Annotated in this window: 24 protein-coding genes; 14 read left to right on the plus strand and 10 right to left on the minus strand. The window is 47.7% G+C overall.

Translation table 11 applies throughout. The features are described 5' to 3' along the window. The first annotated feature begins 7 nt into the window (after positions 1 to 7). From D3H65_RS04765 to D3H65_RS04775, 3 genes are all read left to right on the plus strand, one after another. Positions 8 to 2,242: a TonB-dependent receptor gene (locus D3H65_RS04765; protein ID WP_119049170.1), complete on the plus strand. Its 2,235-nt coding sequence runs from the start codon at positions 8 to 10 to the stop codon at positions 2,240 to 2,242. A gap of 95 nt (positions 2,243 to 2,337) precedes the next feature. After that, positions 2,338 to 2,991 (plus strand): hypothetical protein, encoded by a 654-nt coding sequence (locus D3H65_RS04770; RefSeq protein WP_119049171.1) that lies wholly within the window; start codon positions 2,338 to 2,340, stop codon positions 2,989 to 2,991. Positions 2,992 to 3,001: 10 nt separating this feature from the next. Next, positions 3,002 to 3,262 (plus strand): hypothetical protein, encoded by a 261-nt coding sequence (locus D3H65_RS04775; protein ID WP_119049172.1) that lies wholly within the window; start codon positions 3,002 to 3,004, stop codon positions 3,260 to 3,262. 16 nt (positions 3,263 to 3,278) lie between these two features. On the opposite strand, the gene D3H65_RS04780 is transcribed toward D3H65_RS04775, so the two are convergent. From D3H65_RS04780 to D3H65_RS04805, 6 genes are all read right to left on the minus strand, one after another. Further along, positions 3,279 to 3,773, minus strand: a complete 495-nt coding sequence (locus D3H65_RS04780) for an SRPBCC family protein (RefSeq protein ID WP_119049173.1) — start codon at positions 3,771 to 3,773, stop codon at positions 3,279 to 3,281. A 61-nt stretch (positions 3,774 to 3,834) separates the two neighbouring features. After that, positions 3,835 to 4,566, minus strand: a complete 732-nt coding sequence (locus D3H65_RS04785) for a helix-turn-helix transcriptional regulator (RefSeq protein WP_119049174.1) — start codon at positions 4,564 to 4,566, stop codon at positions 3,835 to 3,837. A 183-nt stretch (positions 4,567 to 4,749) separates the two neighbouring features. After that, complete coding sequence (locus D3H65_RS04790; protein WP_119049175.1) at positions 4,750 to 5,439, minus strand: type 1 glutamine amidotransferase domain-containing protein; 690 nt, start codon at positions 5,437 to 5,439, stop codon at positions 4,750 to 4,752. A 198-nt stretch (positions 5,440 to 5,637) separates the two neighbouring features. Further along, positions 5,638 to 6,204: a Crp/Fnr family transcriptional regulator gene (locus D3H65_RS04795; RefSeq protein ID WP_119049176.1), complete on the minus strand. Its 567-nt coding sequence runs from the start codon at positions 6,202 to 6,204 to the stop codon at positions 5,638 to 5,640. Further along, entirely contained in the window at positions 6,201 to 7,361 is a 1,161-nt protein-coding gene (locus tag D3H65_RS04800) for an MFS transporter (RefSeq protein WP_119049177.1), read from the minus strand. The genes D3H65_RS04795 and D3H65_RS04800 overlap by 4 nt, the downstream gene beginning before the upstream one ends. A 157-nt stretch (positions 7,362 to 7,518) precedes the next feature. Continuing rightward, complete coding sequence (locus D3H65_RS04805; RefSeq protein ID WP_119049178.1) at positions 7,519 to 9,153, minus strand: tetratricopeptide repeat protein; 1,635 nt, start codon at positions 9,151 to 9,153, stop codon at positions 7,519 to 7,521. Between the two features lie 209 nt (positions 9,154 to 9,362). Here D3H65_RS04805 and D3H65_RS04810 point away from each other — a divergent pair, with 209 nt between their 5' ends. The 8 genes from D3H65_RS04810 (at position 9,363) to D3H65_RS04845 (ending at position 15,662) form a co-directional block, all read left to right on the plus strand. Beyond that, positions 9,363 to 10,058: a response regulator transcription factor gene (locus D3H65_RS04810; protein ID WP_119049179.1), complete on the plus strand. Its 696-nt coding sequence runs from the start codon at positions 9,363 to 9,365 to the stop codon at positions 10,056 to 10,058. Then, the gene (locus D3H65_RS04815) at positions 10,058 to 11,437 is read left to right on the plus strand and encodes a HAMP domain-containing sensor histidine kinase (protein ID WP_119049180.1); all 1,380 of its coding nucleotides are present in this window, start codon (positions 10,058 to 10,060) and stop codon (positions 11,435 to 11,437) included. Before D3H65_RS04810 ends, D3H65_RS04815 begins: the two co-directional genes overlap by 1 nt. A 69-nt stretch (positions 11,438 to 11,506) precedes the next feature. Then, positions 11,507 to 11,731, plus strand: a complete 225-nt coding sequence (locus D3H65_RS04820; protein ID WP_119049181.1) for a hypothetical protein — start codon at positions 11,507 to 11,509, stop codon at positions 11,729 to 11,731. A gap of 43 nt (positions 11,732 to 11,774) precedes the next feature. Further along, positions 11,775 to 12,599: a universal stress protein gene (locus tag D3H65_RS04825; RefSeq protein WP_119049182.1), complete on the plus strand. Its 825-nt coding sequence runs from the start codon at positions 11,775 to 11,777 to the stop codon at positions 12,597 to 12,599. Between the two features lie 83 nt (positions 12,600 to 12,682). Further along, positions 12,683 to 13,804, plus strand: a complete 1,122-nt coding sequence (locus D3H65_RS04830; protein WP_119049183.1) for a mechanosensitive ion channel family protein — start codon at positions 12,683 to 12,685, stop codon at positions 13,802 to 13,804. 17 nt (positions 13,805 to 13,821) lie between these two features. Beyond that, entirely contained in the window at positions 13,822 to 14,082 is a 261-nt protein-coding gene (locus tag D3H65_RS04835) for a hypothetical protein (protein ID WP_119049184.1), read from the plus strand. Positions 14,083 to 14,132: 50 nt separating this feature from the next. Then, positions 14,133 to 15,269: a Na+/H+ antiporter NhaA gene (gene nhaA, locus D3H65_RS04840; protein WP_119049185.1), complete on the plus strand. Its 1,137-nt coding sequence runs from the start codon at positions 14,133 to 14,135 to the stop codon at positions 15,267 to 15,269. Between the two features lie 120 nt (positions 15,270 to 15,389). Then, complete coding sequence (locus D3H65_RS04845) at positions 15,390 to 15,662, plus strand: hypothetical protein (RefSeq protein WP_162915411.1); 273 nt, start codon at positions 15,390 to 15,392, stop codon at positions 15,660 to 15,662. A gap of 56 nt (positions 15,663 to 15,718) precedes the next feature. On the opposite strand, the gene D3H65_RS04850 is transcribed toward D3H65_RS04845, so the two are convergent. Continuing rightward, a complete protein-coding gene (locus D3H65_RS04850; RefSeq protein ID WP_119049187.1) occupies positions 15,719 to 16,612 on the minus strand; it encodes a DMT family transporter in 894 nt (297 codons plus the stop codon). A 107-nt stretch (positions 16,613 to 16,719) separates the two neighbouring features. Here D3H65_RS04850 and D3H65_RS04855 point away from each other — a divergent pair, with 107 nt between their 5' ends. Continuing rightward, on the plus strand, positions 16,720 to 18,138 hold the full coding sequence (locus D3H65_RS04855) for an aminotransferase-like domain-containing protein (RefSeq protein WP_119054388.1): 1,419 nt from the start codon (positions 16,720 to 16,722) through the stop codon (positions 18,136 to 18,138). A gap of 17 nt (positions 18,139 to 18,155) precedes the next feature. On the opposite strand, the gene D3H65_RS04860 is transcribed toward D3H65_RS04855, so the two are convergent. The 3 genes from D3H65_RS04860 to D3H65_RS04870 all read right to left on the minus strand — a co-directional run bounded on the left by D3H65_RS04860 (position 18,156) and on the right by D3H65_RS04870 (position 22,087). Continuing rightward, on the minus strand, positions 18,156 to 20,555 hold the full coding sequence (locus D3H65_RS04860) for an ABC transporter permease (protein ID WP_119049188.1): 2,400 nt from the start codon (positions 20,553 to 20,555) through the stop codon (positions 18,156 to 18,158). A gap of 198 nt (positions 20,556 to 20,753) precedes the next feature. After that, positions 20,754 to 21,395 (minus strand): Abi family protein, encoded by a 642-nt coding sequence (locus tag D3H65_RS04865; RefSeq protein WP_211345626.1) that lies wholly within the window; start codon positions 21,393 to 21,395, stop codon positions 20,754 to 20,756. Positions 21,396 to 21,754: 359 nt separating this feature from the next. Beyond that, the gene (locus D3H65_RS04870) at positions 21,755 to 22,087 is read right to left on the minus strand and encodes a hypothetical protein (RefSeq protein ID WP_119049190.1); all 333 of its coding nucleotides are present in this window, start codon (positions 22,085 to 22,087) and stop codon (positions 21,755 to 21,757) included. A gap of 285 nt (positions 22,088 to 22,372) precedes the next feature. On the opposite strand from D3H65_RS04870, the gene D3H65_RS04875 reads away from it, so the two are divergent. Continuing rightward, positions 22,373 to 24,889 (plus strand): carboxylesterase family protein, encoded by a 2,517-nt coding sequence (locus tag D3H65_RS04875; protein WP_119049191.1) that lies wholly within the window; start codon positions 22,373 to 22,375, stop codon positions 24,887 to 24,889. 18 nt (positions 24,890 to 24,907) lie between these two features. Further along, the gene (locus D3H65_RS04880) at positions 24,908 to 26,353 is read left to right on the plus strand and encodes an alpha-L-fucosidase (protein WP_119049192.1); all 1,446 of its coding nucleotides are present in this window, start codon (positions 24,908 to 24,910) and stop codon (positions 26,351 to 26,353) included. Position 26,354: the final 1 nt, after the last annotated feature.

Below are 26,354 nucleotides of genomic sequence, written 5' to 3' on the forward strand. Positions count from 1 at the left end.
TTGAGCCATGAATTATAAACACCTTCCATTTCTCTGCCTGCTTGTATTCCTCACCGCAGGCGTCTTGCCCGCAACCGCGCAATCAATTATTCGTGGACAGGTAATGAATAGCAAACAGGAGCCAATGGCAGCGGCCAGCATCGGGATCAGGCAATTCCGCGCAGGCGTCCGGGCCGATTCGGCTGGCTATTTTTCACTGCCCAGGCCAGCAGGAGATAAAGTGGTGTTGAAAATTACTTCCATAGGTTACCGGCCAAAGGAAGTGGAAGTACATACGGCTGATTCCATGCTTACGATCATACTGGATGAGGATGGAGCTCAATTAGGTGAAGTGGTGGTAGTGGGCGCCGGTAGCTTTGAAGCCAGCGATAAAGCAAAAGGCGCTTCACTTACCCCCATTGATGCGGTAACGGTGGCGGGCAATGGCGGAGATATTGCCAATGCATTGAGGTTCCTGCCCGGGGCACAACAGGTGGGTGAAACGGAAGGGCTTTTTGTGCGGGGTGGTACCAGCGATGAGGCCAAACAGTTTGTGGATGGGGCCTTACTGCCGCATCCCAATTTTTCCAGTATTCCGGGTGTGCCGCAACCGGCCCGGCTCAATCCCTTCCTGTTTAAAGGCATCTTATTCAGCTCCGGCGGTTACTCGGCCTTATATGGCCAGGCCATGAGCAGTGCGCTGATCCTGGAAACAGTTGACCTGCCCGATCAATCTTCTGCTAACCTGGCCTTGTTCCCGATGATGGCGGCGGTTGGATTTCAAAACCTGGCGAAAGATCGCCACAGCAGTTATGGTATCAATGCCCGCTATGGTAATTCCACCTTCTATAATAAGCTCACAGATGCGAAGCCCGATTTCTTCCATGGACCGGAATACCTGGCCGGCGATGCCAATTTCCGCATCAGGACCAGCAAAACTGGCATGCTGAAGTTCTACAGTAATTACGGATACAGCCGCACAGGTATGAGAACGCCGGATGTGGACAGTGCCGGCCTGTTGTCCTCCTTTGAATTGAAGGGATTCAATGTATACAATAATCTTTCTTACCGGGAATCCCTGGGCCGTCAATGGAAAATGGATGCGGCCCTCGCTTATAATTATTATAAAGAAGATATCGCTAATCAGTTACTGGATGCCAGGAAGATACCTGTTGTTATTCCTGCATCCCCTTATGATGAAAAGAATAATGAACGTCATGAGCAGGCTGATCTTGGACAGGCCCGGCTGGTGATCACCAAAGGGCTGCGGCGCAGGCAGGCGATCCGCTTTGGCGGAGAATATTTTTACAGCAAGAACAGGTTTCGGTACAATAAAACAGTTCACTCGTTGCAAGACAACCTCGCGGTAGGTTTTGCAGAAGGAGATGTGTACATCGCCCGCAATATAGCGGCTAAAATAGGGGTACGGGCCGAATATACCAGTTTGCTGCAACGCATCAATGTAGCGCCGCGGATCAGCGTGGCTTATCGCATGCCCAATGCCGGGCAGATCAATATGGCCTATGGCGTCTTCTATCAAATGCCCGGGGATGCCTGGCTGATGCAAAACAGGGAGCTCAACTTTAGCCGTGCCGAACACTACCTGGCAAATTACCAATACAAATTCAGCAACCGCCTGTTGCGCATTGAAGGTTATTATAAGCGGTACAGCAACCTGGTGACCACCAAACCTGCGGTGGCCAACGAAGGTGATGGATACGCAAGGGGAGTAGAGTTGTTCTTCCGCGACAAGCGCAGCTTTAAGAATGTTGATTACTGGATCACGTACACCTACCTCGATACCAAACGCCGGTTCTTGGATTTCCCGGTATCCATGCGGCCATCCTTTGCTACGCCGCATACGGCATCGCTGGTGGTGAAACGTTTTTTCCAGGTCATCAACCTCAGCGCCAACCTTTCTTATACGCTGGCCACAGGCCGTCCGTATTATACTATTCAATCCGATGCTGCCGGTAGTGCTTATGTTTTTGATCAGGGAACTACCAATACTTACAGTGCGCTTAACCTGGGTTTTGCTTATCTCTTTACCCTATTCAAAGGGTGGAAGAATAAAGACTTTTCCGGTATTGGCTTTGGTATGAACAACGTATTTGGCAGGGAACAGGTATTGGGATACAACTATAGCTTCAATGGCCTGAACAAGCTGCCTATCACGCAGCCCGCCACCCGCACCTGGTATGCCGGCATCTTTATGAGCTTTGGCATCGACCGGCGGGATGATCTGATCAATGAGAATTTGTAACGGTGTCATTTCGAACGTAGCGAAGCGAAGTGAGAAATCTACCTGCTTTGAAAACCATCCTAAATAGATATTAGCAAACCTAAAAATTGAATAATATGAAAAAAGCAATCTTAATGATGATGACCGCCTCTTTGTTGATCACAGCCAGCCGGGCGCAGAATACCCAGGATCAGCAACTGCAGGCGAATGTAGCGAAGCTCGACAAGGCCACGGCAGTGAAAGAGTACCGGCAACTGGCCACTGATTTTGCCGCTGTTGCCGCGCAGCAGCCCACCAACTGGCTGGCCTGGTATTATGCTGCCTATTGCAATGCCAAAACAGGTTGGCTATACCAGGACGATGGTGATAAGATAGAGCCATTCGCCAACCTGGCGGAAGAGCAAGCTAAAAAAGCGCTTTCGCTGCTGGATACAGCCAGTAAAAAGAAAGAGTTGTCCGAAGTCTATTGCGTGCTCAGTATGGCCGAGCGGGCCAGGGTATTTATCAATCCCATGACCTATGGCCGTAAGCATGGACCAGCCGCTTCGCAATACATTCAACGGGCAATAGCGGCCAATCCTTCCAATGGCCGGGCTATCTACCTGGAAGGCTGGGAGAAAAATGCAACGCCCAAAATGTGGGGCGGCGATAAAAAGAAAGCCAAAGAGTTGTTAGAACAAGCCCTGCAACAATTGAATGCACAGGGAAATGCCGGTACCAGTCCTCATTGGGGCAAGCCGGATGTGGAATCATTATTGAAAACACTTTAAATCTACTATTATGCCATTTGCAATCGTCATCTTTATGCGTGTCTTGTTTGTAGCCAGTATGGTATTTATTATTGGCTATGTATTTGGAGGTTTTTCGAAAAGACCAGCCCTGGCAAGTATTACCAGGGTGGCGGTAGTGTTGTCGATCGTATTGTTCATTGCCTTCAATGTACTTGCCTTTCGTGTTGGCGCCTGGCGTCATCGCGGTGGCCATCAACAGGCCTGTGGTTGGTACCAACAGGATTCTGTAGGAGTACAGTCTCAGAAATAGTGATCACAGAAGCCGGTTATTGAGCGCCGGCTTCTATTAACGCTTTCAATGTATTGAGGTCTTTTTGAACGGCCTGCCTGTCTTTCTCAAACCGCTCATCGTTCATACCAGGCAGTCTGAACAAGGTGAAGATCACCTCGCTGCCCTGTTCGTTCTCTAATACGCGGATGGGAATATATACTTCAGGATCCTGGCCTTGCTGTACGTAGTGGTCCACGATCCTGAAGTTGTTTTTTGCAACAAATCGTACGCTGGCTTCTCCGGTAGGTGTACGGATCTGCCAGGTATTGGTGCCGGTATTCCTTATAACAGATACACACAGGCCTGCGGCCCAGGCAGCCAGGTGTTGGACATTGGCCATATAGGCATATACTTCATCGGCCGGGCGATTTATTGATATGCTGAGTGTTTGGGATACCCTGGTCATATTGGTTGTGCTTGTTGAGTGATCGTTCTTCCGGGAAAGCAACAGGCTGGTTGCTATGCCGAAGAACAGGATGATGTGTTTCATTTGTTTTGAGTACAAATGTATCGCAGACCAGTAGGGTTGTTTTTGGAAAAAAGCGACAAAATCAGAAGGCGCCTGGTGTGTTGCCTGTATACCGTTTTATCTCATTGGTCAAATGAGCATGATCATAGTAGCCATTGAGAAAGGCTATTTCTTCCAGTGATCTTTTGCCGGCATTGTGCCGGATGGTTTTCAACACAGACCGGTAGCGCACTATATTGGCAAACTCCTTGGGGCTGATGCCGAGCTGTTCTTTGAATGATCTTTCCAGTTGTCTTTTGGTAGTAAAATGTTCCCTGGCCAGCTGGCTGATCCGTACATTGCCGGCACATTGCAGCACATTGTCAATAACAGGAAACAAGCGGTGACGGGCAGTTTGCTTACGGCGCAGGAAATATTGGTCCAGCCGGGTAACAAAATCAGCTTGCCGCAGCTGTTCCACAGGCAAGGGTAGCTCAAATGAAGTACAGGTATCCGCTGTTTCAGCCAATGAGGTGTGGTAGAAGAGGGTAAAAGCTGCTGGTTTAAAACGGATGCCCGTCAGCATAGCTCCTGGTTGTTGTGTAGTGTCGGAAAAGCTGGTCATGGTTCCGATCAGGTAAGCTTGTTCGGGTACTAATAAAGTATCTTCATCAGATGCGACTACTGTTGATCCTGTATTGATGATGATATCTACACAGCCATCGGGCAGTATCCTGCTCACGGACGGCTTGCTCAGCAGGGTGGTTTGTACGCGCCAGTAAGCGTCGATATACAACCGCAATGCTTCGTGTGGCTTGTATTCCTGGTAGCTCATCCCTGCAAAAATAACACTTTAATGACTTTGGTGTCATTTCGATCGGAGTGAGAAACCCGTTGTCGACGCAATAGATTTCTCACTCCGCTTCGCTGCGTTCGAAATGACAAGATGGTGAGGGCGCTGCGTTCGAAATGACAAAGAAGGGGGATTCGATGACAAAAAAGGGAGATTCGAAAGACACTAGGCAGGTACTGCCAGTTGCTTTAATGCAGCCAGGATGGCTTCTCCAACACCTTTGGCGGATTGGGGATTTTGACCGGTAATCAAACGCTGATCAACGGTTACATGCGGCTGCCACAGGCCCGACTTCTCAAAGCTACCACCCCGCTCAATCAATTTGTCCTCCAGGAGGAAGGGTACCACGTTGTCCAGCTTAACGGCCTTTTCTTCTTCATTGGTAAAAGCATTGATCTTTTTACCCTTCACCAGGTATTGTCCATTGCTCAACCGTATATTGACCAATCCTGCCGGACCGTGACACACACCGCTCACAATACCTCCCTTTTCATAGATCATAGCTGCAATATTGGCCAGGGTACCATTGTCTGCCAGGTCCCACATAGCGCCATGTCCGCCGGCATAAAAAATAGCCACATATGCTGTGGGATCCACCTCAGAAGGTTTTAAGGTATGTTCTATTTTATTCCTGTATTTTTTATCGTCCCAAAACTTTTTATTGGTCGCATCATCAAGGTTAAAGCCATCTACCGGGGCTTTACCTCCCTGCGGACTTACAAAGTCAATTTCATAACCTGCTTCATGGAGCACTTCCCAGGGGTGGGATACTTCTCCAAGATAATAGCCGGTAGGTTCTCCTGTATTGCCTTTTTTATCGTGGCTGGTTACCACAAAGAGGATCTTCTGTTTCATTTTTTTGGTTTGATTTGTTTGTGCTGTTGCCGGATGATACACAAGAGCAAGTGCGCAACAGGCAAGGACCTTTGCTCCTGTAAGAATACGTTGAGTGAATGATGTCATGCTATGTAGTTTGTTGACAGCACAAAGGTCTGTCCTTGCGGGGAGGCAACACAGGAGGCAGGTCACGAATTTGGTGTGAGGTAGATCACACTAGGCGGTATACAGGCGGCTCAAGGTTTCTCTCGATACGCCCAGGTAGGCTGCGATCAGGGTTTTAGGAAGACGTTGGGTGAGGGTAGGGTACTGCTGCAGGAATTGTTCGTACCGTTCTTTGGCAGTACTGTTGAGCAGGGTAAGGATACGGCGCTGCAGGGCCACAAACCCGGCACTGGTTTTTACCCGGAAGCAATGTTCCATCTTATGCAGTTCGGCGCAGAGCTTTTCGCGGTTGTACAGCGACAGGCAAAGGAACTCGGTATCTTCCAGGCAGTCTACATACAAGGTGGCATTGGTTTGATTAAAATGGGCCTGGTAATCGGATATCCACCAGTCTTCCATAGCAAAACCCAGTATATGCTGTTTGCCATTGTTGTCGGTATGAGTAGATTTCAATAACCCTTTCAATACAAAGTGATCATTGGGTACCAGGTCCCCTTCCTGTATTAAGAACTGGTGTTTCTTTAGTTTCTTAGTGGTGAAATGCGATAATATATAGTCAAACTCACTATCCGTAAAGGTTGTTATTTTTTCCAAATGTTGTCTTAATGCCTGGCTCATGCTTGATGTTTTTCAGAGAATTTACCCACCATCCAAAGGATCAGCAATCCCAGCAGGGACATGATGGCGAATGACAAGCGTATATTAATTGCTTTTGCAATGAAACCAACTACGGGTGGCACAATGAGGAAGCCCAGGTACCCTACTGTAGAGACCGCTGCAATGGCTGGTCCGCCACTCATATTCTTTACCTTACCCGCCATGCTGAACGTCATAGGCACTACACAGGATACGCCAAAGCCTACCATGATAAAGCCAACCGCGGCAACATAGGTATTAGGCACCAGCGTGGCCAGCAACAGCCCGCTAAACATGAGCGTGCCGCTGTACCGTAGCATATTTTTGATGCCGATCTTGTTGGCCATCCTGTCACCGGTAAAACGGCCAAGCGTCATCGACACCATGTAAATGGCATAACCCGCGGTGGCTATTCCATCATGAGCGCCTGTGGCCTTGCGCAGGTAAATGGCGGCCCAGTCGTACATAGTGCCTTCACAGGCCATGGAGGCAAAAGCGATCAGGCCAAATTTCAGCATCGTTCTGTCGGGCCATACAAAACTGCCCTTGCGCTCATGGGGCGATGGAAGCTGGTGTATACTGTCTTTAAAAAAGTAACAGCAAAGGCTGGTCAGCAGGATGCTTGCCCCCAGGAAATGCCAGGAAGTGGCTATTTTGGCCGAAACCATCAACGTGCCGATGGCCGCTGCCGCAAAGCCAGCCGTACTCCAGATACCATGGAGGTTGGCGATGATGGACTTGCTGTACATGGCCTGCACACCGATGGATTGGGCGTTGGCGGATATATTGAACAGGTTGCGGGCCGAACCGAAAAAGAATAAGACGGCTACAAACTGCCAGGTTTGGTCCACAAAACCCACCAGGCACAGCATCATATTGAAAAGCAGGGCGCCTCCCAGCATCACATAGCGACTGCTGAAGCGACGCAACAGAAAGCCGGTAAGGGGCAGGGTGAGCATCAGTCCTGCGGGCATTGCAAATAATGCAGCACCCAGTTGTGCGTCATCCAGGTGCAAATGCTGTTGTATAGTCAGAATGCGTGAAGCCCAGCTGGCAAAACCAAAGCCTGAAACAAAAAAGAAGACAGCGATAGCGATTCGGGCTTTTTTAGGGGATACGCTTTCCGGGTCACCAGCCATAGTTTGTTTGTAAAATTGAAGGGGCGAAGGTAAGCATTATTCTACAGCCGCCTCCAGGGAGGTGTCAAAAACAAAAAAGCCAGGAGAAAGAAATCTCCCGGCTTCTGCAAGAAATCAACAGTCAAGAAAGCTGATCGTAAAACCAGTTATTTAAAGATCATTGCTTATTGTTGTTATTGTCGGCATTTACCTTCTTTTCCAGGATAGCGATGTATTGCTGTGCATCCTTATTGGCCGGATCTATCTCCAGTATCTTTTGCAGGTGCTCGATGGCATCATCATAGTCTTTCTCCTGGTTGGTCTCATAGGCCGCTATATACCCATAGGCTTCCACCAGCCATTTTTTCGTAGTGGCGGTAGCATTGGCGCTGTCTTTTTGCAATACAGCTACCAGCGCATCATAATGGGGGATGGCCAGTCCTTTCTCCATGGCTGAGTCTTTCAGGGAGTTGGCCCTTGCACGCCAGTAATAACCAAAACTCTGCTCGGGGTATTTCTCAATGTATTTGCCAAATACCGTATCGGCCTGTGCGTATTGTTCGGCCTTGAAATGGGCAATGCCCCAGTTGAACAGGTCGATATTGGTAGCCTTGCTGTTATTGGTATAATATTTACCCAGCCAGATAGCCTGGTTGGCATTGTCTTTTTTGGTCTTGTACAGGTCGCTCAGTTTCTTATAGTAAGTAAACAAGGCGGCAGAATCGGTTATTTTGGTAACAGCAGCCTGGTAAAAGAGTAAGGCTGAATCTTCTTTGCCGGGTGTGGCATTGTAAAGGTCGGCCATCACTTCATAATCCTTTACCACAAAATTGCTGTCGGGGGCCTTGTCAAAATAAGTGGTCATAGCCTGTAAGGCCTTTGCTGTATCCTGCAATCCAAGGTGACTATACGCCAGCAGTTTATAGAGCCGGGGTTTGCTGCCTGCGGGCAGGTTGGTCATGGCTTGTTGCGCCATGATAATGGCCGAGTCGTACTTTTTATTCAGGTATACCAGGTCGATGTGCTGGTATTCATTATCCGGGTTGTAGTCACTTACAGCCAGGTATTGGCGAAAGTAGCTAAGGGCTTTGGCTGCATCTTTATAATAGGCATCATAATATAGCTCATACCAGGCCGGTGCATACAGCGGGTCGGCAGCAATGGTCTTGTTGAAATAGTCCAGGTAGCTGTCCGCATTCTTCTGGGCTATGAATATTTTACCCATCTGGAACAAGGCTTCTGCATTTTTGCCATCCTGGTTCAGGGCCGCCTGGTAGGAGCGGTAGGCTTCTGTGCCATTGGTGAGTTTACGATAAGCATTGCCACGTAATACCTGGAAGGCGGGATTGTCGATGTCTTTTTTGCCGGCCTGGCTCAGTACCAGCAGGCCTGCATTGGGATCGCCGTGTTTCTCACTGATCCATGCATTGGCTACAGCGAGTAGAATGGCCGGATCTTTTTTACGGCCATCACCAATGGCCTGGTCAAAATACCAACGGGCGCTGTCTGCCTTATCTTTTGCCAGTAAAAGCTGGCCATAAGCCACTTTATACCAGGGGCTTTGCCGCACTTCGGGCGTGGCCAGCTGCAAGGTGTCGGCCAGGGACTGTACTTCTTTCAGGGGCAGGTAAGCCTGAGATAACTGGTACCAGGCCGTTGCATTGGCAGGATCGGCTTGCAAAGTTTTGTGCAAGGCTGTCTTAGCACTTTCATAACGCTCATGGTAAATGAGCTGTGTGGCATCGGATACGTTTTGCGCTACCAGGATGGTAGCGGTGCATAGGCCACCGAATAGCAGGACTGTCTTTTTCATCGTCAGTGTGTTTGAATGAAAACCTATGCCAACAAACCTAATTTAGAGCAATTAGCTATTAATTAAGATCAGATTAGAATGAGATTAGAATTGTGGGTAACGGCCAATACTTATACCATGCCTTTCATGGCCCGCAGCTCGTAGCTCAAAGCTCGCAGCTGGCATTTCCGCCGTACCTTTGCGCTTTCTCAATCTATCAGCAAAAGCCTATGGAAGAAAGAAAGATACTGATCGTTGAAGACGAACATAAGATTGCCGATACGCTGAAGGCAGGCCTTGGAGAGAATGGTTACCATGTAGAAGTAGCTTATGATGGGAAGATCGGCGAAAGGTTATTCATGGCGCATGATTTCAATCTGGTGATATTGGATATTAACCTGCCGGGTATGAATGGATATGAGCTGTGCAAGGTGATCCGCAGCCGCAATGCGCATGTGCCCATCATCATGCTTACTTCCCTGGGCAGGTTGAATGATAAAATGGAAGGTTATGATGCCGGCGCCGATGATTACCTGGTAAAGCCTTTTGAGTTTAAGGAGTTGATGGTGAAGATCAGGGTATTGCTCAAGCGTACCATGAACCAGCAAATGCCGGTAGGTCATCTGTTGAGTGCTGCCGATCTTAGTATGGACCTCGATAAAAAAGAAGTGGTACGCGCCGGCAATAAGATCACGCTCACCATGAAAGAGTTTCAATTGCTGGAATACCTGCTGCGCAATAAGAACAGGGTAGTGTCGCGCGCAGATATTGCGGTGAACGTATGGGAAATAGATTTTGATACCAACACCAATGTAATTGATGTATACATCAATTACCTGCGTAATAAGATCGACCGTGGTTATCCGCAAAAGCTCATACAAACACAGGTAGGTATGGGATATATTTTAAAGGAAAGTGATCGCTGATGCCTGTAAGACTACGAATCACCCTGCTATTCGGCAGCATTGTTTTGCTGATCCTGCTGTTTGTTTGCGGGTCTGTCTATTATTTCTCCAAAACAGAACGTACGAAAGACATCAGGCTCCGGCTTGAGAACCGGGCCATTACGCGCGCCCGGCTGCTGAGACACCCCAACCTGTTTGACCAGAACCAGCTGCGCATTATCGATTCTTCCACTATGATGAGCCTGAAGGACAAAACCCTGCAGGCCTATAATTACCTGGGTGAAAAAGTATACAGTTACAGTGAAGAGCTGGAAGATACCCTCACGGTAGACAATAGTATCCTGGACGATGCACGGGTGAAAGGCACGGTGTATTTCAGGATCGGTAAGAAGGAGGCGGTGGCTTATCATTATGTAGATGAGAATATGCGCGTGGTGGTAGTGGCTGCGGCCTATGATGAAATGGGATTGAATAAGCTGCAGCAGCTCCGTAATATCCTGTTGTTGAGCTTCCTGACCGGCACCATCATTGCTTTTGCAGGGGGGTATTTCTTTTCAGGCCGCTTGCTGCAGCCCATTAAAAAGATTGCAGACGATATCAATGAAATATCGGCCCAGGAGCTTAACCGGCGTATCCAGGCCGGCAAAGTAAACGATGAATGGCAATATCTCTCGGAAACCCTCAATCAGCTGCTCAACCGGCTGCAGGAAAGCTTTGATATGCAGCGGCGTTTTATTGCCAATGCTTCGCATGAACTGTCTACTCCGCTTACTTCTATTTCCAGTCAATTGGAAGTAGCCCTGCAAAAAGAAAGGGAGGCCGGTAGTTACCGGGAAGTGATGAAGAGCGTATACCAGGACGTGCGACACCTGGGTAAACTTACGCAAACCTTGTTGGAATTTGCCCAGGCTTCGGGTAACGCCGGGGGACTGGCCATTGAGCCGGTACGGATCGATGAGATCATACTGGCGTTACCGGCTGATGTCAATAAACTCAATCCCGACTATACTGTTTCCTTGGGTTTTGGCGATATGCCGCCCGAGGAAGAGGCGCTCATTGTTTATGGCAATGCAGCGCTGTTGTTCCTGGCGGTCAGGAATATTGTTGTGAATGCCTGCAAATATTCCAGCGATCATAAGGCCATGGTAAGGCTGGATACCGCCGATCATGAAATGGTCATCTCCGTGGAAGATAGAGGGATCGGTATACCTGAGCATGAGTTAAAATATATTTTTCAGCCCTTTTACCGCGTTGACCACGCCGGGAGTACCGGTGGTTTTGGGCTGGGACTGTCGCTTGCGCACCGCATTATTAAACTACACAAAGGGAACATTACTGTTCAATCCAGCCCGGGCGAAGGCACTTTATTCTGCATCCAGCTGCCTTCGGCCAAATTCTAATCACATTCTAATATCAAATTAAGCACTGCCTAATCAAGGGGCGCCATTTTGCCATGGAAAGAGCGCAGTATGAAATTCAATTATTCCTTTTTCCTGGTATGCTTTGTCACGGCTTTACTGGCCCTGAGTGGATGTCTTTTTAAGCAGGGCATTACCTACAGGTTGAAGAACAGGGCATTGATATTGCAAAATGATTCCCTTATTTCTGTGAATATAGAGCTCAAACGGGAATTGCAGCAGGTACAGGGAGATGCCATGTTGAAACGAAAAAAATCTACTGCCTTATCTAAATAACAGTGAATGCGTCGTATTTACTTATTTTTTAAAGAGGAGGTGTATGGCTCTTGAGCAAATGATCAGGAATATCCTGGTGCCTACTGATTATAGTGATGCTTCACTCAATGCATTGGAAAGCGCTATAGATATTGCCCGGCGCAATCAAAGCCTCCTGCAGATATTGCATGTGGAAGAAACGGATGGTGAGCACCTTGGGCCGGTCAAATTACCGCTATCGGATCATGCCCGGGAGGTTGCGGAGGCCATGGCAGTGGGTATCCTGCAAAAGCACGGCATTGGCGCCGGGGCTATCTTTCAAAAAGGGTTTGCAGGGCCGGCTATTGTGCAAACTGCCTTCGAAAAGAAATCCGACCTCATCATTCTGGGCGCCCATGGTGCTTCCGGGATGCGTGAACAGTTTATCGGCACTACCGCTTATTATGTTGTGAAATATGCCCATTGCCCGGTGCTTATCATACCCGAGGGCAGCAAATGGCTTGATTTTAAAAATATACTCTTCCCACATCGTACCAGTTTTGGTTCGTTCAAACGATATGAGTTCATCAAAGCCATGAGCAGTGATCAACGGGCCAGTATCGAGATATTCGCTTTATCGGTAGACAGTGACACGGTAGAAGGTCATGCACTGGAGTTGATGACCCACCGGTTGAACGAAGGCGGTAAACTGCCTGCTATTACCTTGTCCGTTCAATTCCGTGAACACAAAAATATTCCCCGGGAAGTGCTCGATAGGGCCGATCGTATGCAGGCCGATCTGCTGGTGCTTTCTCCCGCCGTGGATGTGATTAATAAACAATTCTTTATCGGCCCTTTTTGCCAGCGGATCATGCATCATGCCAAAATGCCTGTACTCTATGTGCGGTGATGGCACAGTTTTTACCAGTATAGCATGAGCACATGGATGATAATGCTTGCCACTGGTAGTAATACACACATAATTTTTGGTATATGAATCAATTCTGGAGCCAGGTCTTTTGGGGTAATACCCTGAAAGACTGGGCGGTCGCTATAAGTATTATTGTCGTTACCTTAGTAGTGCTGCGCATTGTCCGCCATATAGCACTCAGCAGGTTGAAGCTGTGGTCACAACGCACCAATACCCAATTTGACGATTTTCTCATTTGCCTCATCGATCGTTTTGTCGTTCCCTTCCTTTATATCCTGGGATTGTATTGGGGCCTTCACACCCTTACGTTGTCTGATAAAGTGAGCAAGGTAGCTGATGTGGTGATCCTGTTTACCGGTACTTATTTCATTGTCAGACTGATTGCTTCCAGTATCTCTTATTTTATTAATGCCTATGTAGGTGCCCAAAGTGACCAGGCAGGCAGGCGCAAACAAGCGCGCGGTATTATTGTGCTGGTCAATATTCTTGTTTGGGTAATAGGTATTCTATTCCTGGTCGACAACCTGGGGTACAATATTACCACCATCATTACCGGCCTGGGTATTGGTGGTATTGCCATTGCCCTGGCTACACAAGCCATCCTGGGCGATCTGTTTAGTTATTTCGTGATCTTTTTTGATAAGCCATTTGAGATCGGGGACTTCATTATCATCGGCGATAAAATGGGCGCTGTGGAGTATGTAGGTATCAAAACCACGCGTATCCGGTCGCTGAGCGGTGAGCAACTCATTTTCTCCAATACAGACCTTACCAACTCGCGGGTGCACAATTACAAACGCATGGAAAAGCGGCGTATCGTATTTGCCTTTCGTATCAGTTATGGTACCCCTATGGAAAAAGTGACGCGTATTCCAACCATCATTAAGAAGATCATTGAAGCGCAGCCCGATACCCAGTTCGACCGGGCGCACCTGCTTTCCTTTGGTGATTTCAGTTTCAATTTTGAAGTCGTGTACAATGTATTGAGCCCGGACTATAACCTGTATATGGACAGGCAGCAGGCCATCAATTTTGCCATGATGAAAGCTTTTGAACAGGAAGCTATACGCTTTGCTTACCCCACACAAAACCTGATCATTGGTAATGGCGGCCCAAAAGCAACTGCCGGTGAATGGGGCACCCGGGAGGCCCAGGTCGATAAAAACGCAAACATGAATTCCTGACAAATAAAATCCACAGTATGAATCAGACGCTAACTGAAGTTCTTGAATTACGCCGCTTTGCGGAAGACCGCATGGAAGTACACCTGCTTGAAGTAAATGCTGCCGACACAATGCAACGCAGAAAGGTCTTCAATGAACGCCTTATTGCTTACATCGATGAGTTGAATGAAAAATGCAGGGAGATCAATGGCGCGGATTGCAATGACGGACAGGAACGTTTCAAATCCATGCATGCACTTATTAATGATTTTCAGAACAGGTTTATGGCGAGATATTAATTGATTGTATATAAAGGGTTAAAGATAATTATATCTGTATCTTTATCCCCATGAGATTGACCAGGCTATTTAATGAATTCTTCCACAGCGAAAAAGCCGGCGGCCTCATCCTGGTTGCCTGTACGGTGGTATCCCTGCTGGTGGCCAATATATCGATGGGAGGTAGCTATATCCACCTTTGGCATGAATCGGTGGGCGGCAAACCGGTAGAGTTCTGGATCAATGATGCACTCATGACGGTGTTTTTCCTGCTCGTAGGGTTGGAGTTGGAGCGGGAGTTGTATATCGGAGAACTGGCCGATATCAAAAGGTCCATGTTGCCCGTATTTGCAGCCATAGGAGGTATGGCTGTTCCGGCATTGATACATTTTCTTTTCAACAGGGGCACTCCTGCACAGGATGGGGTAGCCATTCCCATGGCTACTGATATTGCCTTCTCACTGGGTATTCTTTCCCTGTTGGGTAATCGTGTACCTGCTTCGCTAAAAGTATTTCTTACGGCATTGGCCATCATAGATGACCTGGGCTCCATTCTTGTCATTGCTTTCTTTTATTCCAAAGGGATCTCTCCTTTGTACCTGGGGCTGGCTTTGGGCATTTTTGCCATCATGATCGTGCTCAACAGGCTGCGGATACACCAAATATGGTTATATCTTGGTTTGGGGGTAGTGATGTGGTTCTGTATGTACCGTTCAGGTGTGCACGCCACCATTACAGGGGTATTGGTGGCCTTTGCCATTCCATTTGGCAATGGTGATGAACAGTCTCCTTCCTATCACCTGCAGCATGTGTTGCACAAACCTGTTGCATTCCTTATTCTGCCGCTGTTTGCCCTGGCCAATACGGCTATTGCGATCCCTGCTTCCTGGATGGAAGACCTGGGCTCTTCTAATAGCCTTGGTATTATGCTCGGACTGCTGGCAGGAAAACCTGCCGGTATTTTCCTGTTTGCCATGCTCAGCGTATGGATAGGGTTGTCGAAATTGCCCTTAGGTGTACGTAAGGTGCACTTGTTGTGGATCGGTCTATTGGGCGGCATAGGTTTTACGATGTCTATTTTTATTACCCATCTTGCCTTTGTAGATGAAATGCTGGTGATCAGTTCCAAAATAGCCATTATAATGGGGTCGGTATTAGCTGGATTGCTGGGATTCCTCTCGTTGAAAGTATCGCTCAAAACAACCTAGGATCATTGCACAGTCTGCGCTGGTAAAGAGTTTCCGGGGCTAAAATAAACCCTGCTGTTTATGTGAGGGCTGATCGTTTTACATAGTACCTTTGGTTTCAATCATTTAATAATATTATTTATGGCTTTACCTAAGTTCATGATAGCTGATGATCCGGTTACTGATCCGGACAATGAATACATCTTTCATACCCAGGAACCCCGTTTTATTGCCAAAAGGGTAGAGGATGATGATGACAATGCACACATTGATATTGTGGAAGAGATAGATGATGTGGCTGGCTTCTATAACAATGATCCGGCACAATTGCAGGGCTTGCTGGATGAACTGAGCGAATGGTATAGCGACTACCTCGACTGGCTCGAAGAAGACGAAGATTCCGACGAAGATTAATATCCGGATAGGAGCGCAATGATCCTGCTTTCTTATAAGCAGGATCATTGCGTTTGTTACTTCCCAAATTTCTTTGATCCTGCCACGCAAAGGATAACGCCGATGGTGACACTCAGCATGCCCAGGCTTACGGTTTCGTGCAATAAGGTGGCAGCGAGCGCCAATCCCAAAAATGGTTGCAGCAATTGCAACTGCCCTACGGCTGCAATGCCGCCCTGGGCCAATCCCCGGTACCAGAACACAAACCCGATCAGCATACTAAACAGGGAAACATAACCCAGGCCTACCCAGGCTGCTGTGCTTATTCCCGTAAAGGACGATGGGCGCACCATGAATCCCAGTGGCACCATAAAAGGCAACGCAATGACCAGTGCCCAGGAGATCACCTGCCAGCCACCCAATGTTTTAGACAACTTAGCCCCTTCGGCATAACCGAGCCCGCATACAATAACGGCCAGCAACATAAGGATATCGCCTATGGGTGATACTGACAAACCTTGTACCACGGCATATCCTATTACAAAGGAACTTCCCAGGATCGCGAATACCCAGAATGCAGGGTGCGGGCGTTCTCCTCCACGCAGCACAGCGAATAGCGCCGTTGTCAATGGCAGCATACCCACGAAAATGATGGAATGGGCTGATGTGACATATTGTAAGGCCAGAGCGCTTAGCAGTGGATAGCCCACTACCACACCCATGGCCACTATTGCCAATTGAAAAACCTGTTGCCGGTTGGGGCGCTTTTCTTTATAGATCAATAAAAGGCAAAGCGCCAGCAGCCCGGCGATAGATGCACGTGCTACCGTTAAAAAGACCGGTGAAAAATCGATGATGGCCACCCTGGTGGCAGGTAGTGAACCGCTGAAGATCAATACCCCTACGAAGCCGTTGATCCACCCCCCGGCATTCCCTGCTATCGGTTTTGTAAGTGATAATTCCCTATTCATACTATGGTGATTGCTTTATATTGTGATGGTGTAAAATTAGTCACAGGGAAGCGGTGGATACAGTCCCAGTTTTGTTATTTTCGATGGACACAGTTACTTTTGCCTATATGAAAGACAATTTCCTTTACTCCGAGATATCAGGCAATATCGCCCGGCTGATCAGGAATGAGGTATTAAAGCCGGGGGACCGGCTGCCCTCTGTAAGAATGTTGTGTGAGGAGCACAACATCAGCATGAATACGGCTAAGCGGATATTTTTAGAGTTGGAAGCCCAGTCGCTCATTGAATCAAAACCACAGTCGGGTTATTTTGTAAGCCAGCTACCTTATCAACGGCTTGCGCTGCCCGCCGTCAGTAAACCGGCTGCCGTAGCCCGTTATAATGAACCGGAAGACCTGATCCGAAAAGTATATTCCCATATGGGCAGCAATAAGCTCACCCAATTTTCCATTGCCGTTCCTTCCGGGGATTTGTTGCCACTGGCAAAATTGAACAAGGAGATGGTGCATGCTACCCGTGAACTTCGGGGGGGAGGGGCTGCCTATGAAATGTTGCAGGGCAATGAAAAATTACGTAGGATGGTGGCTTCACGGGCGCTCACCTGGGGAGCAAACATGCAGGAAGATGACCTCATTACCACCAGCGGTGGCATGGATGCCTTATCATTATGCCTGATGGCCGTAGGAAAGCCTGGCGATACCATTGCCATTGAAAGCCCTTGCTATCCTGGCATATTGCAATTGGCGGTAAGTCTCGGGTTGAAAGTACTTGAATTGCCTACACATCCTATAACGGGCATACAGATCGAGGCGCTGAAGAAAGCGATCCCGAAGATCGATCTGTGCCTGCTGGTTCCCAATTTCAATACCCCGTTGGGCAGTTGTATGCCCGATGAACACAAAAGAGAAGTGGCGGCGCTGTTGGCCAGGCATGGTATTCCATTGATCGAGGATGATGTGTATGGCGATCTTTATTTCGGAGAGAAGCGTCCTAAGTGTTGTAAGACATATGATACTGAAGGAAATATTTTATGGTGCAGCTCCATATCCAAAACCCTGGCTCCCGGCTATCGCGTGGGTTGGATAGCGCCGGGTAAATACAAGGAAAAGGTGTTGAAATTAAAACTGGTTCATGCTATATCGTCCACTGCCATTACTCAGGAGGTGGTAGCCAGTTTCCTGAAAAGCGCCCGCTACGATCATCACCTGCGACAGCTCCGGCGTACTGTACAGGGCAATTATCAACATTACCTGCATGCCATTGCTCAATTCTTTCCGGAAGGAACTAAAACAAGCAGGCCACAGGGCGGGCTGGCCCTTTGGGTAGAATTTCCCAAGGGCATCGATACGTTGGAATTGTACGAGTTGGCCTTAAAGCAACATATCAGTATTGCCCCGGGCAGGATGTTCACGCTTCAAAACCAGTTTCAAAACTCTATGCGTTTATGCTTTGGATTACCCTGGTCTGATGACCTGCAGCTGAAACTAAAAAAGGTGGGTAACCTGGCTAAGATGATCCAGCGATAAAGGAATTCCTGCGTGTCTTATTCCGACCGCAAACTTTTCACCGGATTAGCCACAGCGGCTTTGAGTGCATTAAAACTAATGGTGAACATCGCTACCATCGCTACCAGTACGCCTGCCAGTGCGAACATCCACCAGCTTACGGTAATGCGATAAGGATAATTGGCCAGCCAGGCATTCGCTGTCACCCAGGCAATAGGTATGGATATGATCAATGCCAGGGTTACCAATAGCAAGAAGTCTCTCGATAATATCGTCACCACATGGCCCACGGTAGCGCCCAGTACTTTACGGATACCAATTTCTTTCACACGTTTCTCAGCCGACATTACTGACAAACCAAACAATCCAATACAGGAAATGAAGATGGTGAGTACCGCACCAAACAGCATGATCTTCTTCCAGCGTGCTTCCGCTTCATAGCTCTTCAGGTTCTCCTGATCCTTGAAAATATAAGAATAGGGACTATTGGGGTAGAAGGTCTTAAAAGTCTTTTCAATATGCTGCAGTGCAGCTGTCGCGCCATCCGGTTTGATCTTGATAAAGGCCAGGCCCAGGGAATTACCCGGTTTCATCGTAAATAATTGCGGCTTTATTTTCTCTGTCAAAGCAGCATAATGATAATCTTTTACTACGCCGATCACCTGGTACTTTTCGTTTTTGTTGTACCAGAAGTTTACTTCCTGGCCAATAGGATTGGCCCATCCTGCCTTTTTGGCGAAAGCCTCATTTACAACTACGGAATGCGTAGAATCGGAAGGGAAATCCTTAGAGAAACTCCGGCCCTTGATCAACGGTATTTGCAGCAAAGGAATATAAGGTTCGGTGACCGTTTCGTAAGCAAAGGAAATTTCTGTAGATCCATTTACTTTGGCTACCGTGCTCCAGCTGCCTACATTCTTACAAGCCACATCCACAATGGCCGGGCTTTTCAGCAGCTCCTCTTTTAGTAAAACAGTTTTGCTTGCTTTAATAGTGGGCAGGTTGGCCAGCACCAGGTTGCTATCATCATACCCCAGTTTTTCATTGGTGAGGTAATTGAATTGGGCATAAATGGTAATAGTGGCAATGATGAGGAAGGAGGCCAGGGTGAACTGTAATACGACCAGGCTCTTCTGTAAATAATTCTTGCCTGCCAGGGTGAACCGGCTGTACAATGTTTTCACCGGGCTGTAGGCTGACAGGACCAGGGAAGGATAAAAACCTGCCAACAGGCTTGTCACTATAAACAGCCCGATATAGATGCCGATCAGTTTGGCATCAAATAAATAGGATAAGGCCAATGCTTTATTGGAAAGATCATTGAATATTGGCAGCACGAGTTGTACCATCAGTACGGCCAGCACAAAAGCTACAAAACACAGGATGAATGATTCGCCCAGGAATTGTACCATCAACTGCCGGCGATCGCCGCCAATTACTTTGCGGATGCCAATCTCTTTGGCGCGCTTTAGCGAACGGGCTACGGTTAGATTCACAAAGTTGATGCAGGCTATGAGCAGGATAAAAAGCGCAATGCCCGAAAGGATATAAGAGTACATGGGTTTGCTGGCATCGGTAAGTCCATTGGTAGCCTGGTAATCCTCACTTAAATGGATATCGGTAAATGGCTGCAGACTGTAGAAGGTGGCAGCGTCATCGCCATATTGCTCTGCCGATATCTTTATCGATTCCCGTGCGTCCTTTTCATACACCTGTTTCATTTTTGCTTCCACTGCCAATGGGTTCGCACCAGGAGCCATCACCACAAAAGTGCTCAGGAAGTAATTCATCCAGTTCATGTTCTGCGCCTCTGTTTCTTTGGATATCTCTATCGGCAACAACATATTGAACTTTATGGAAGAGTTTTGTGGGCATTTTTTAGCTACTCCTGTTACTTCATGCGGCACAAACTGTCCTTCTTCATTTTTAATAACGATCGTTTTGCCCAGCGCCTCCTTAGTGCCAAACAGCGTGCGTGCTACTTCTTCTGTGATCACCACTGAATGGAGATCCCGTAAAGCAGTTTTGGGGTTGCCGCTGAGCAGGGGGAAACTAAATGCGCTAAGGAAGTTGGAGTCTACCAGGTGTACTTCCTGTGATTTGATCTCTGTACCGTTCTTAATATCCCGCTGGTTGTTCTGTACCCTTACAAAAGCTTGTATTTCCGGGATATTGGCCGTGAACCTTGGGCCCTGGAAATATCCTGTAAAACCTCCCTTGCTCTCTACGCTGCCATCGGGTTTTATCCTTTTCATGCCGATGCGGTACAGCTGGTTCACCTGTGCATGAAAGCGGTCATAGCTTAATTCGTCTTTCACATACAAAATGATCAACATACCGCAGGCCAGCCCAAGGCTCAAACCAAGGATATTGATGATGGAATAAACTTTGTTGCGACGGAAATTGCGAAAAGCAGTTTTGAAGTAGTTTTTGAACATGGGTGAATGGTTATGCCAGTCTACCTTGCAAAAATGATGACGATTTCTTTTACAATGGTTATCAGTCAGTTCCGATGATCAGGCAATCACTCAGTGTCCGCTTTCGATACAATGTGCGAACATTTTCGTACAATTGGGAAAGGCGGTATGATAAGTGTTCAGATTTTCTTTGGCCGGAGCCCTCAAGATATCTATAATTTACAAAGCATCTATTTCGCTGCAGACTGTTAAGATATGATCAAGTCCATATAGGAGGGAGGCTTCATCGATATTAAGCCACCGAAATAATTGTAGGATGAGATTGTAATGCTGACGCACAAAAGTGGTGTCTTTTTGAGGTTGCCCAGGTATAAAGCATATCGGTTCGTGGTGGGCGATCCGGTTCCTTAAGCTGTTAATTCTAGCTAATTCGCCAAAAATATAAGATGCGTTATATTGTATTGTAGGGGTGCTGCGTGGTCTTGCTCTAAAGATTTGTAAAGAATTTTGTCCTGTTGCTCTATAATGGTGCGCAGAAAATAAATATCGCCAAAAACCAAAGCCCAGTGCAGCTACTAGTTTTGCATGAGTATATTGATGATTAAGCTTAAAGACTTCATCGTTTATGGTCTGTTTGGTTATCATACAATGGACATTGTCAAATATGCCACCAACCGATGCCGCAGTTCTTAGCCAATCCGGGCCTAAATGCTGTATGGCATGATTATCAATAGCATTACGCAAGGCTATTTCAAAACAACTGATTACAGTAAAAAGCTCTTGCGAAAGTTGTAAGTTTTTCCGGTACAGCGTCATTGCTTTACGAGTGTCCCCATTGCAAGCCGTTAAATAACGGCTCATTCGGGTTAAGCTCATAATGCAGACAAAGTCTCTATACTTCACCTTTGATTAATGTTTGTTTATTCAAAATAAGTGTTATATTTGCTGTATCCTATTCCCGGTCGTCCCTGAGCAATCATACTTCCGGGTTTCGTTTTTTTAGGCAAGCCGCATGTTCAAATGCTTTTTTTCCATCAACTTTCTGTTTATAAGTGGAAAATACCGTCTTTATAAAGAAAATCAATGACTTACAACCTATAGCTATAGTTTAAACCCATAGGGTTTAAACTATAGGATAATCCATAAATACTTATTTGGGGGGAATTGGGGGAGATCGTTTTTTTCTATTTACACTCTTGGGGGAACAATAGCAGTTCATCTTATTTCACCGCTTCCTGAGCTGGCTCCTCCGTCATCCACCTGGTGAATTTGTATTTGGGCAGTAGTTGATCTGTTTTCTTTTTCACCCATTTGGAAACGATCTCAAATACAATGAAACCGATGATAATGGCGATCGCCCACTCCATACCATGAAAGGTGTCCCTGTCAACCACCGTCTTGCGGGAGGCGAGGCCCCACAGGTTGCCAAGGCGCCGCGTAGTGAAAAAATGTGCGACAAGCCGCGTAGAGGCCATGCCAATAGCAAAGCCAATGAAATTGCCTATAAAATGATTGAGCAGGTACTCTGCAAACTTTCTGCTGATGTTTTTCATTGATGGGGGAGTTTCAATTCCCTAAAGTAATAGCTAAACCTTGAAAAAGCCAGTGAAAATGGGTTTAAAATGTTCCTGTTCGTAGAATACGTATGGGAGTTAACTTACAGCATAGCAAGCCGTTTTTACTTTATAAAGTACCTCCTGTAATGCCACGGATTAGGCATCCTGGTTCTCTCAATAATCAATACTTTTATCGCTCAAAATGGGATACCGCAGCAGCGGTCCTGTGATATCGACCTGACAAGCATTTATTAAAGCCCAATCTATTACTGTCCCTGCAAAATGAAGAGATCAACACTGGCCGCCACTTTATTTATTACCCTGCTGGCACAAAATCCCTCCCTGGCCCAGGAAGTTTATTTTGAAAAAGGACTGATCGCCAACCTGCCCAGCCGCTATGGCCGTGAAGCAGTGTACAGCGATGAACTGGCCTATCGGTTGTATACGGGTAAGTTGAAAACACCCGTTGCAGGAGATTCCATCGGTTCCAACGAAAGAGGACAGGCCATTGTTTGGCAGCCTATAGAAGCCGACAGCACGCACCGTCTGCGTCCGCGTGGCGGCATGGGCAGGGGAGGAGCGCCTGCTGGCCCAGGGGTTACCCCGGGTGCTACCAGGGGCGGACTGGGCGCCGGTGGCAGCTATATTTACCTCACCTACAACTCTTCCAAAGCACAACCCGCACTGCTCAATATCAAAGGCAATAGCAGCGTATTTGTGAATGGGGTACAGCATACCGGCGACCCTTATAGCATGGGTTATTTATATATTCCCATTACCCTTAAGAAGGGGCTCAATGAATTTTACCTGCGCGGAGTTTCAGCCGTAGCCAGCCTCATATTCCCCGAAAAACCGGTGCTGCTCAATACTGAAGATCTTACTTTACCCTTTGTAGTACTCAATCACCAAACGGGTGTTTTGCAGGGAGCCCTGGTGGTGTTGAATACCATAGCCAGGCCATTGACCAACCTGCTCATCAAAACCAGTTTTGAAGGCAAACAGGTGTCTGTAGCGGTGCCCGTCATTCCCGCCTTGTCATCCCGCAAAATACCTTTCAGTTTTGATGGCAGTGGAGTACGGGCCAAAGGAAAATATGAGTGTACGGTTACTTTACTGGATAAAGGAAAAACCCTGGATGAGAAAAAGCTTACGATCGAAGCTGTCACTGCCTCCGAGCAATACAATAGTACGTTTACCAGCGCCATCGATGGCAGCCTGCAATACTATTCCGTGACGCCCCAGTCTGGTACCTATACGAGCAAGAGCGCTTTATTCCTGAGCGTACATGGTGCTGGTGTGGAAGCGATCAACCAGGCCAGGGCCTACAAGCCCAAAGATTGGGGTACGCTGGTGGCCGCCACCAATCGCCGGCCACGTGGTTTCAATTGGGAAGACTGGGGGCGGCTTGATGCCCTGGAAGTATTGGGCATTGCGAAAGAAAGGTTTAAGCCTGATCCACAAAACGTTTACCTCACCGGCCACTCCATGGGCGGCCATGGCACCTGGTTCCTTGGTGCTACGTATCCCGATCAGTGGGCGGCTATTGCACCTTGTGCAGGTTATCCTACGATGAAAGGTTATGGCTCGGCCGATGGCCTCATTCCCGATAGCAGCAGCAACCCAATGGAGCAATTGCTCCTGCGTTCCGGCAACCAGAGTGACGTACCCAAACTAGCCACCAACTACAAAGCGCATGGCGTGTACATATTCCACGGCGATGATGACAGAACGGTATCTGTGAACTACGCCCGCCAGATGCGCAAGCAGTTGGGCGAGTTTCATCCCGACCTCAGCTATTATGAATATCCCGGCGGCAGTCATTGGTTTGGCGATCACAGTGTGGATTGGAAGCCGTTGTTTGATTTCTTTCAATGGCATCATCGCCTGCCCGACAGCAGCGCCAATACGATTGATTTCAGTACGGCCAGCCCCGGCATTTCAGCTTCCTTTCGCTGGGCTACTATCCTGCAACAAACTGTTCCCCTGGAATACAGCCGTATGCAGTTGCGGAGGGACAGGACCGCTGCCAGTATCAATGGCACCACACAGAATATCCGCCTGCTGAAGCTGGACCTTAAAGAATTTGCAACAGGCATCACCGTAAAAATAGCACTCGATGGCGGCAACGTTATCAGCTATACTACACAAAGTAATAATGATAGCCTGGTCTTGCTGAAAGAGAATACCCAATGGGCAATCTCCCAACATCCCGATGCACGGCAGAAAGGACCGCACCGTTACGGCACTTTCAAAGATGCTTTTCAACACAACATGCTATTCGTGTATGGTACGACAGGCACTGCTGCGGAAAACGCCTGGAGCCGTGAAAAGGCGATCTTCGATGCGGAAACATGGTATTATCGTGGTAATGGAGCAGTAGATATTATTGCTGATAAAGACTACTCACCCGAAAAATATAAAGACCGTGGTGTGATCCTCTTTGGTAACAAATCAACCAACAGCGTCTGGAATATTTTACTGAATGATTGCCCTATACAGGTAGAACGAAATAAGATTACCGCCGGTGATAAAACCTGGACCGGCGATCAATATGGCGCCTATATCGTATGGCCTATCAGGAGCACATTCGTTACCTCGGTAGCTGCTATAACCGGCAGTGGCGTCAAGGGAATGCAGGCCGCATCGGCCAACCAGTATTTTGCCGGGGCCAGCGGATTCCCCGACTTTATGATCTTCGACCTTGATATGCTGCACAGCGGTGCAGGCGCCCTTAAAATGACGGGCTTCTATGATCACAACTGGCAAATAGATGAAAAGAATACGAGTTACTCGAAATAGGATAATACAAGTCAACTTATGCGCACTACTTTATTCGCTTTCTTATTGATCTTTTTGTGCAGCCCCATGCTGCATGCACAGGAGCAGGGTATACATCCCCAATCCCAGACCTATGAATGGCCTGCTGATCCACTGGTAAAAGCCAAGCTCGACAAGTGGCAGGACCAGAAGTTTGGCATGATCATACACTGGGGTTTGTACGCCGTGCCTGGTATGATTGAGTCCTGGGCGCTTTGTTCGGAAGACTGGATCGATCGCGACAGCAATATCGCTTATGATGATTTTAAAAAATGGTACTGGGGACTGAGGAAGGATTTCAACCCGGTCAACTTCAATCCCGAACAGTGGGCCGCTGCCGGTAAAGAGGCAGGCATGCGCTACCTGGTATTTACGACCAAGCACCACGATGGCTTTTGCATGTTCGATACCAAACAAACAGATTTCAAAATATCCAATGGCCCCTTCGCCAACAATCCCAAGGCTGATGTAGCGAAATACGTGTTTGATGCTTTCCGCAAGGAAGGATTTATGATCGGTGCTTATTTCTCCAAGCCCGATTGGCATACTGAATACTACTGGTGGCCCAAATACGCTACAGCCAACCGCAACAACAATTACGACATCCATAAATATCCCTGGCGCTGGAACAAGTACAAGGAATTTACGTACAACCAGATCAGTGAGCTGATGAATAACTACGGCGCCATGGACATCCTTTGGCTGGATGGCGGCTGGGTACGCCCAAGGGAAACAGTGAATGCCGAAGTGCTTTCCTGGGGGGCGCCTATTCCCGAATGGAGCCAGGATATCGACATGCCTAAGATCGCGGCCATGGCCAGAAGCAAACAGCCCGGATTGCTGGTGGTAGATCGTACCGTGCATGGCCCTTATGAAAATTACCAGACACCCGAGCAGCGTATACCCGAAAAACAACTGGATTATCCCTGGGAAAGCTGCATGACACTGGCCAACAACTGGGGCTTTGTAAACAATGATCAATTCAAATCGCCGGCGAAGGTCATTCACTCACTTATTGAGATTGTGGCCAAAGGTGGCAGCCTCTTGTTGGGTATTGGTCCCAAGGCTGATGGCACCCTGCCAGCCGAAGCAACAGAACGATTGGCGGCCATCGGTCAGTGGACGAAAGTAAATGGAGAGGCCATCTACAATACCCGTACAATTAAGCATTTCCAGGATGGCAATACTTTCTTTACGCAAAGTAAAGATGCTGCCACGGTCTATGCCTTGGTGCGTATAAAAGAAGGAGAAGCATTACCGGCAACGATAACCTGGAAAGGCAATCTGCCTAAAAAAGGCGCTAAGATCAAATTATTGCAAACTGGTCAGCCCGTTAAATGGGTGGTGGAAGGGGATGCTGTAAAACTAACCTTACCCGCTGCTTTACTGAAATCTAATGACAGCTATCCGGCATTGGCCTTTGCTTTTATACCCTCATCTCATTAAT

The sequence above is a fragment of the Paraflavitalea soli genome (genome assembly GCF_003555545.1).
GTDB classification, from domain to species: Bacteria; Bacteroidota; Bacteroidia; order Chitinophagales; family Chitinophagaceae; genus Paraflavitalea; species Paraflavitalea soli.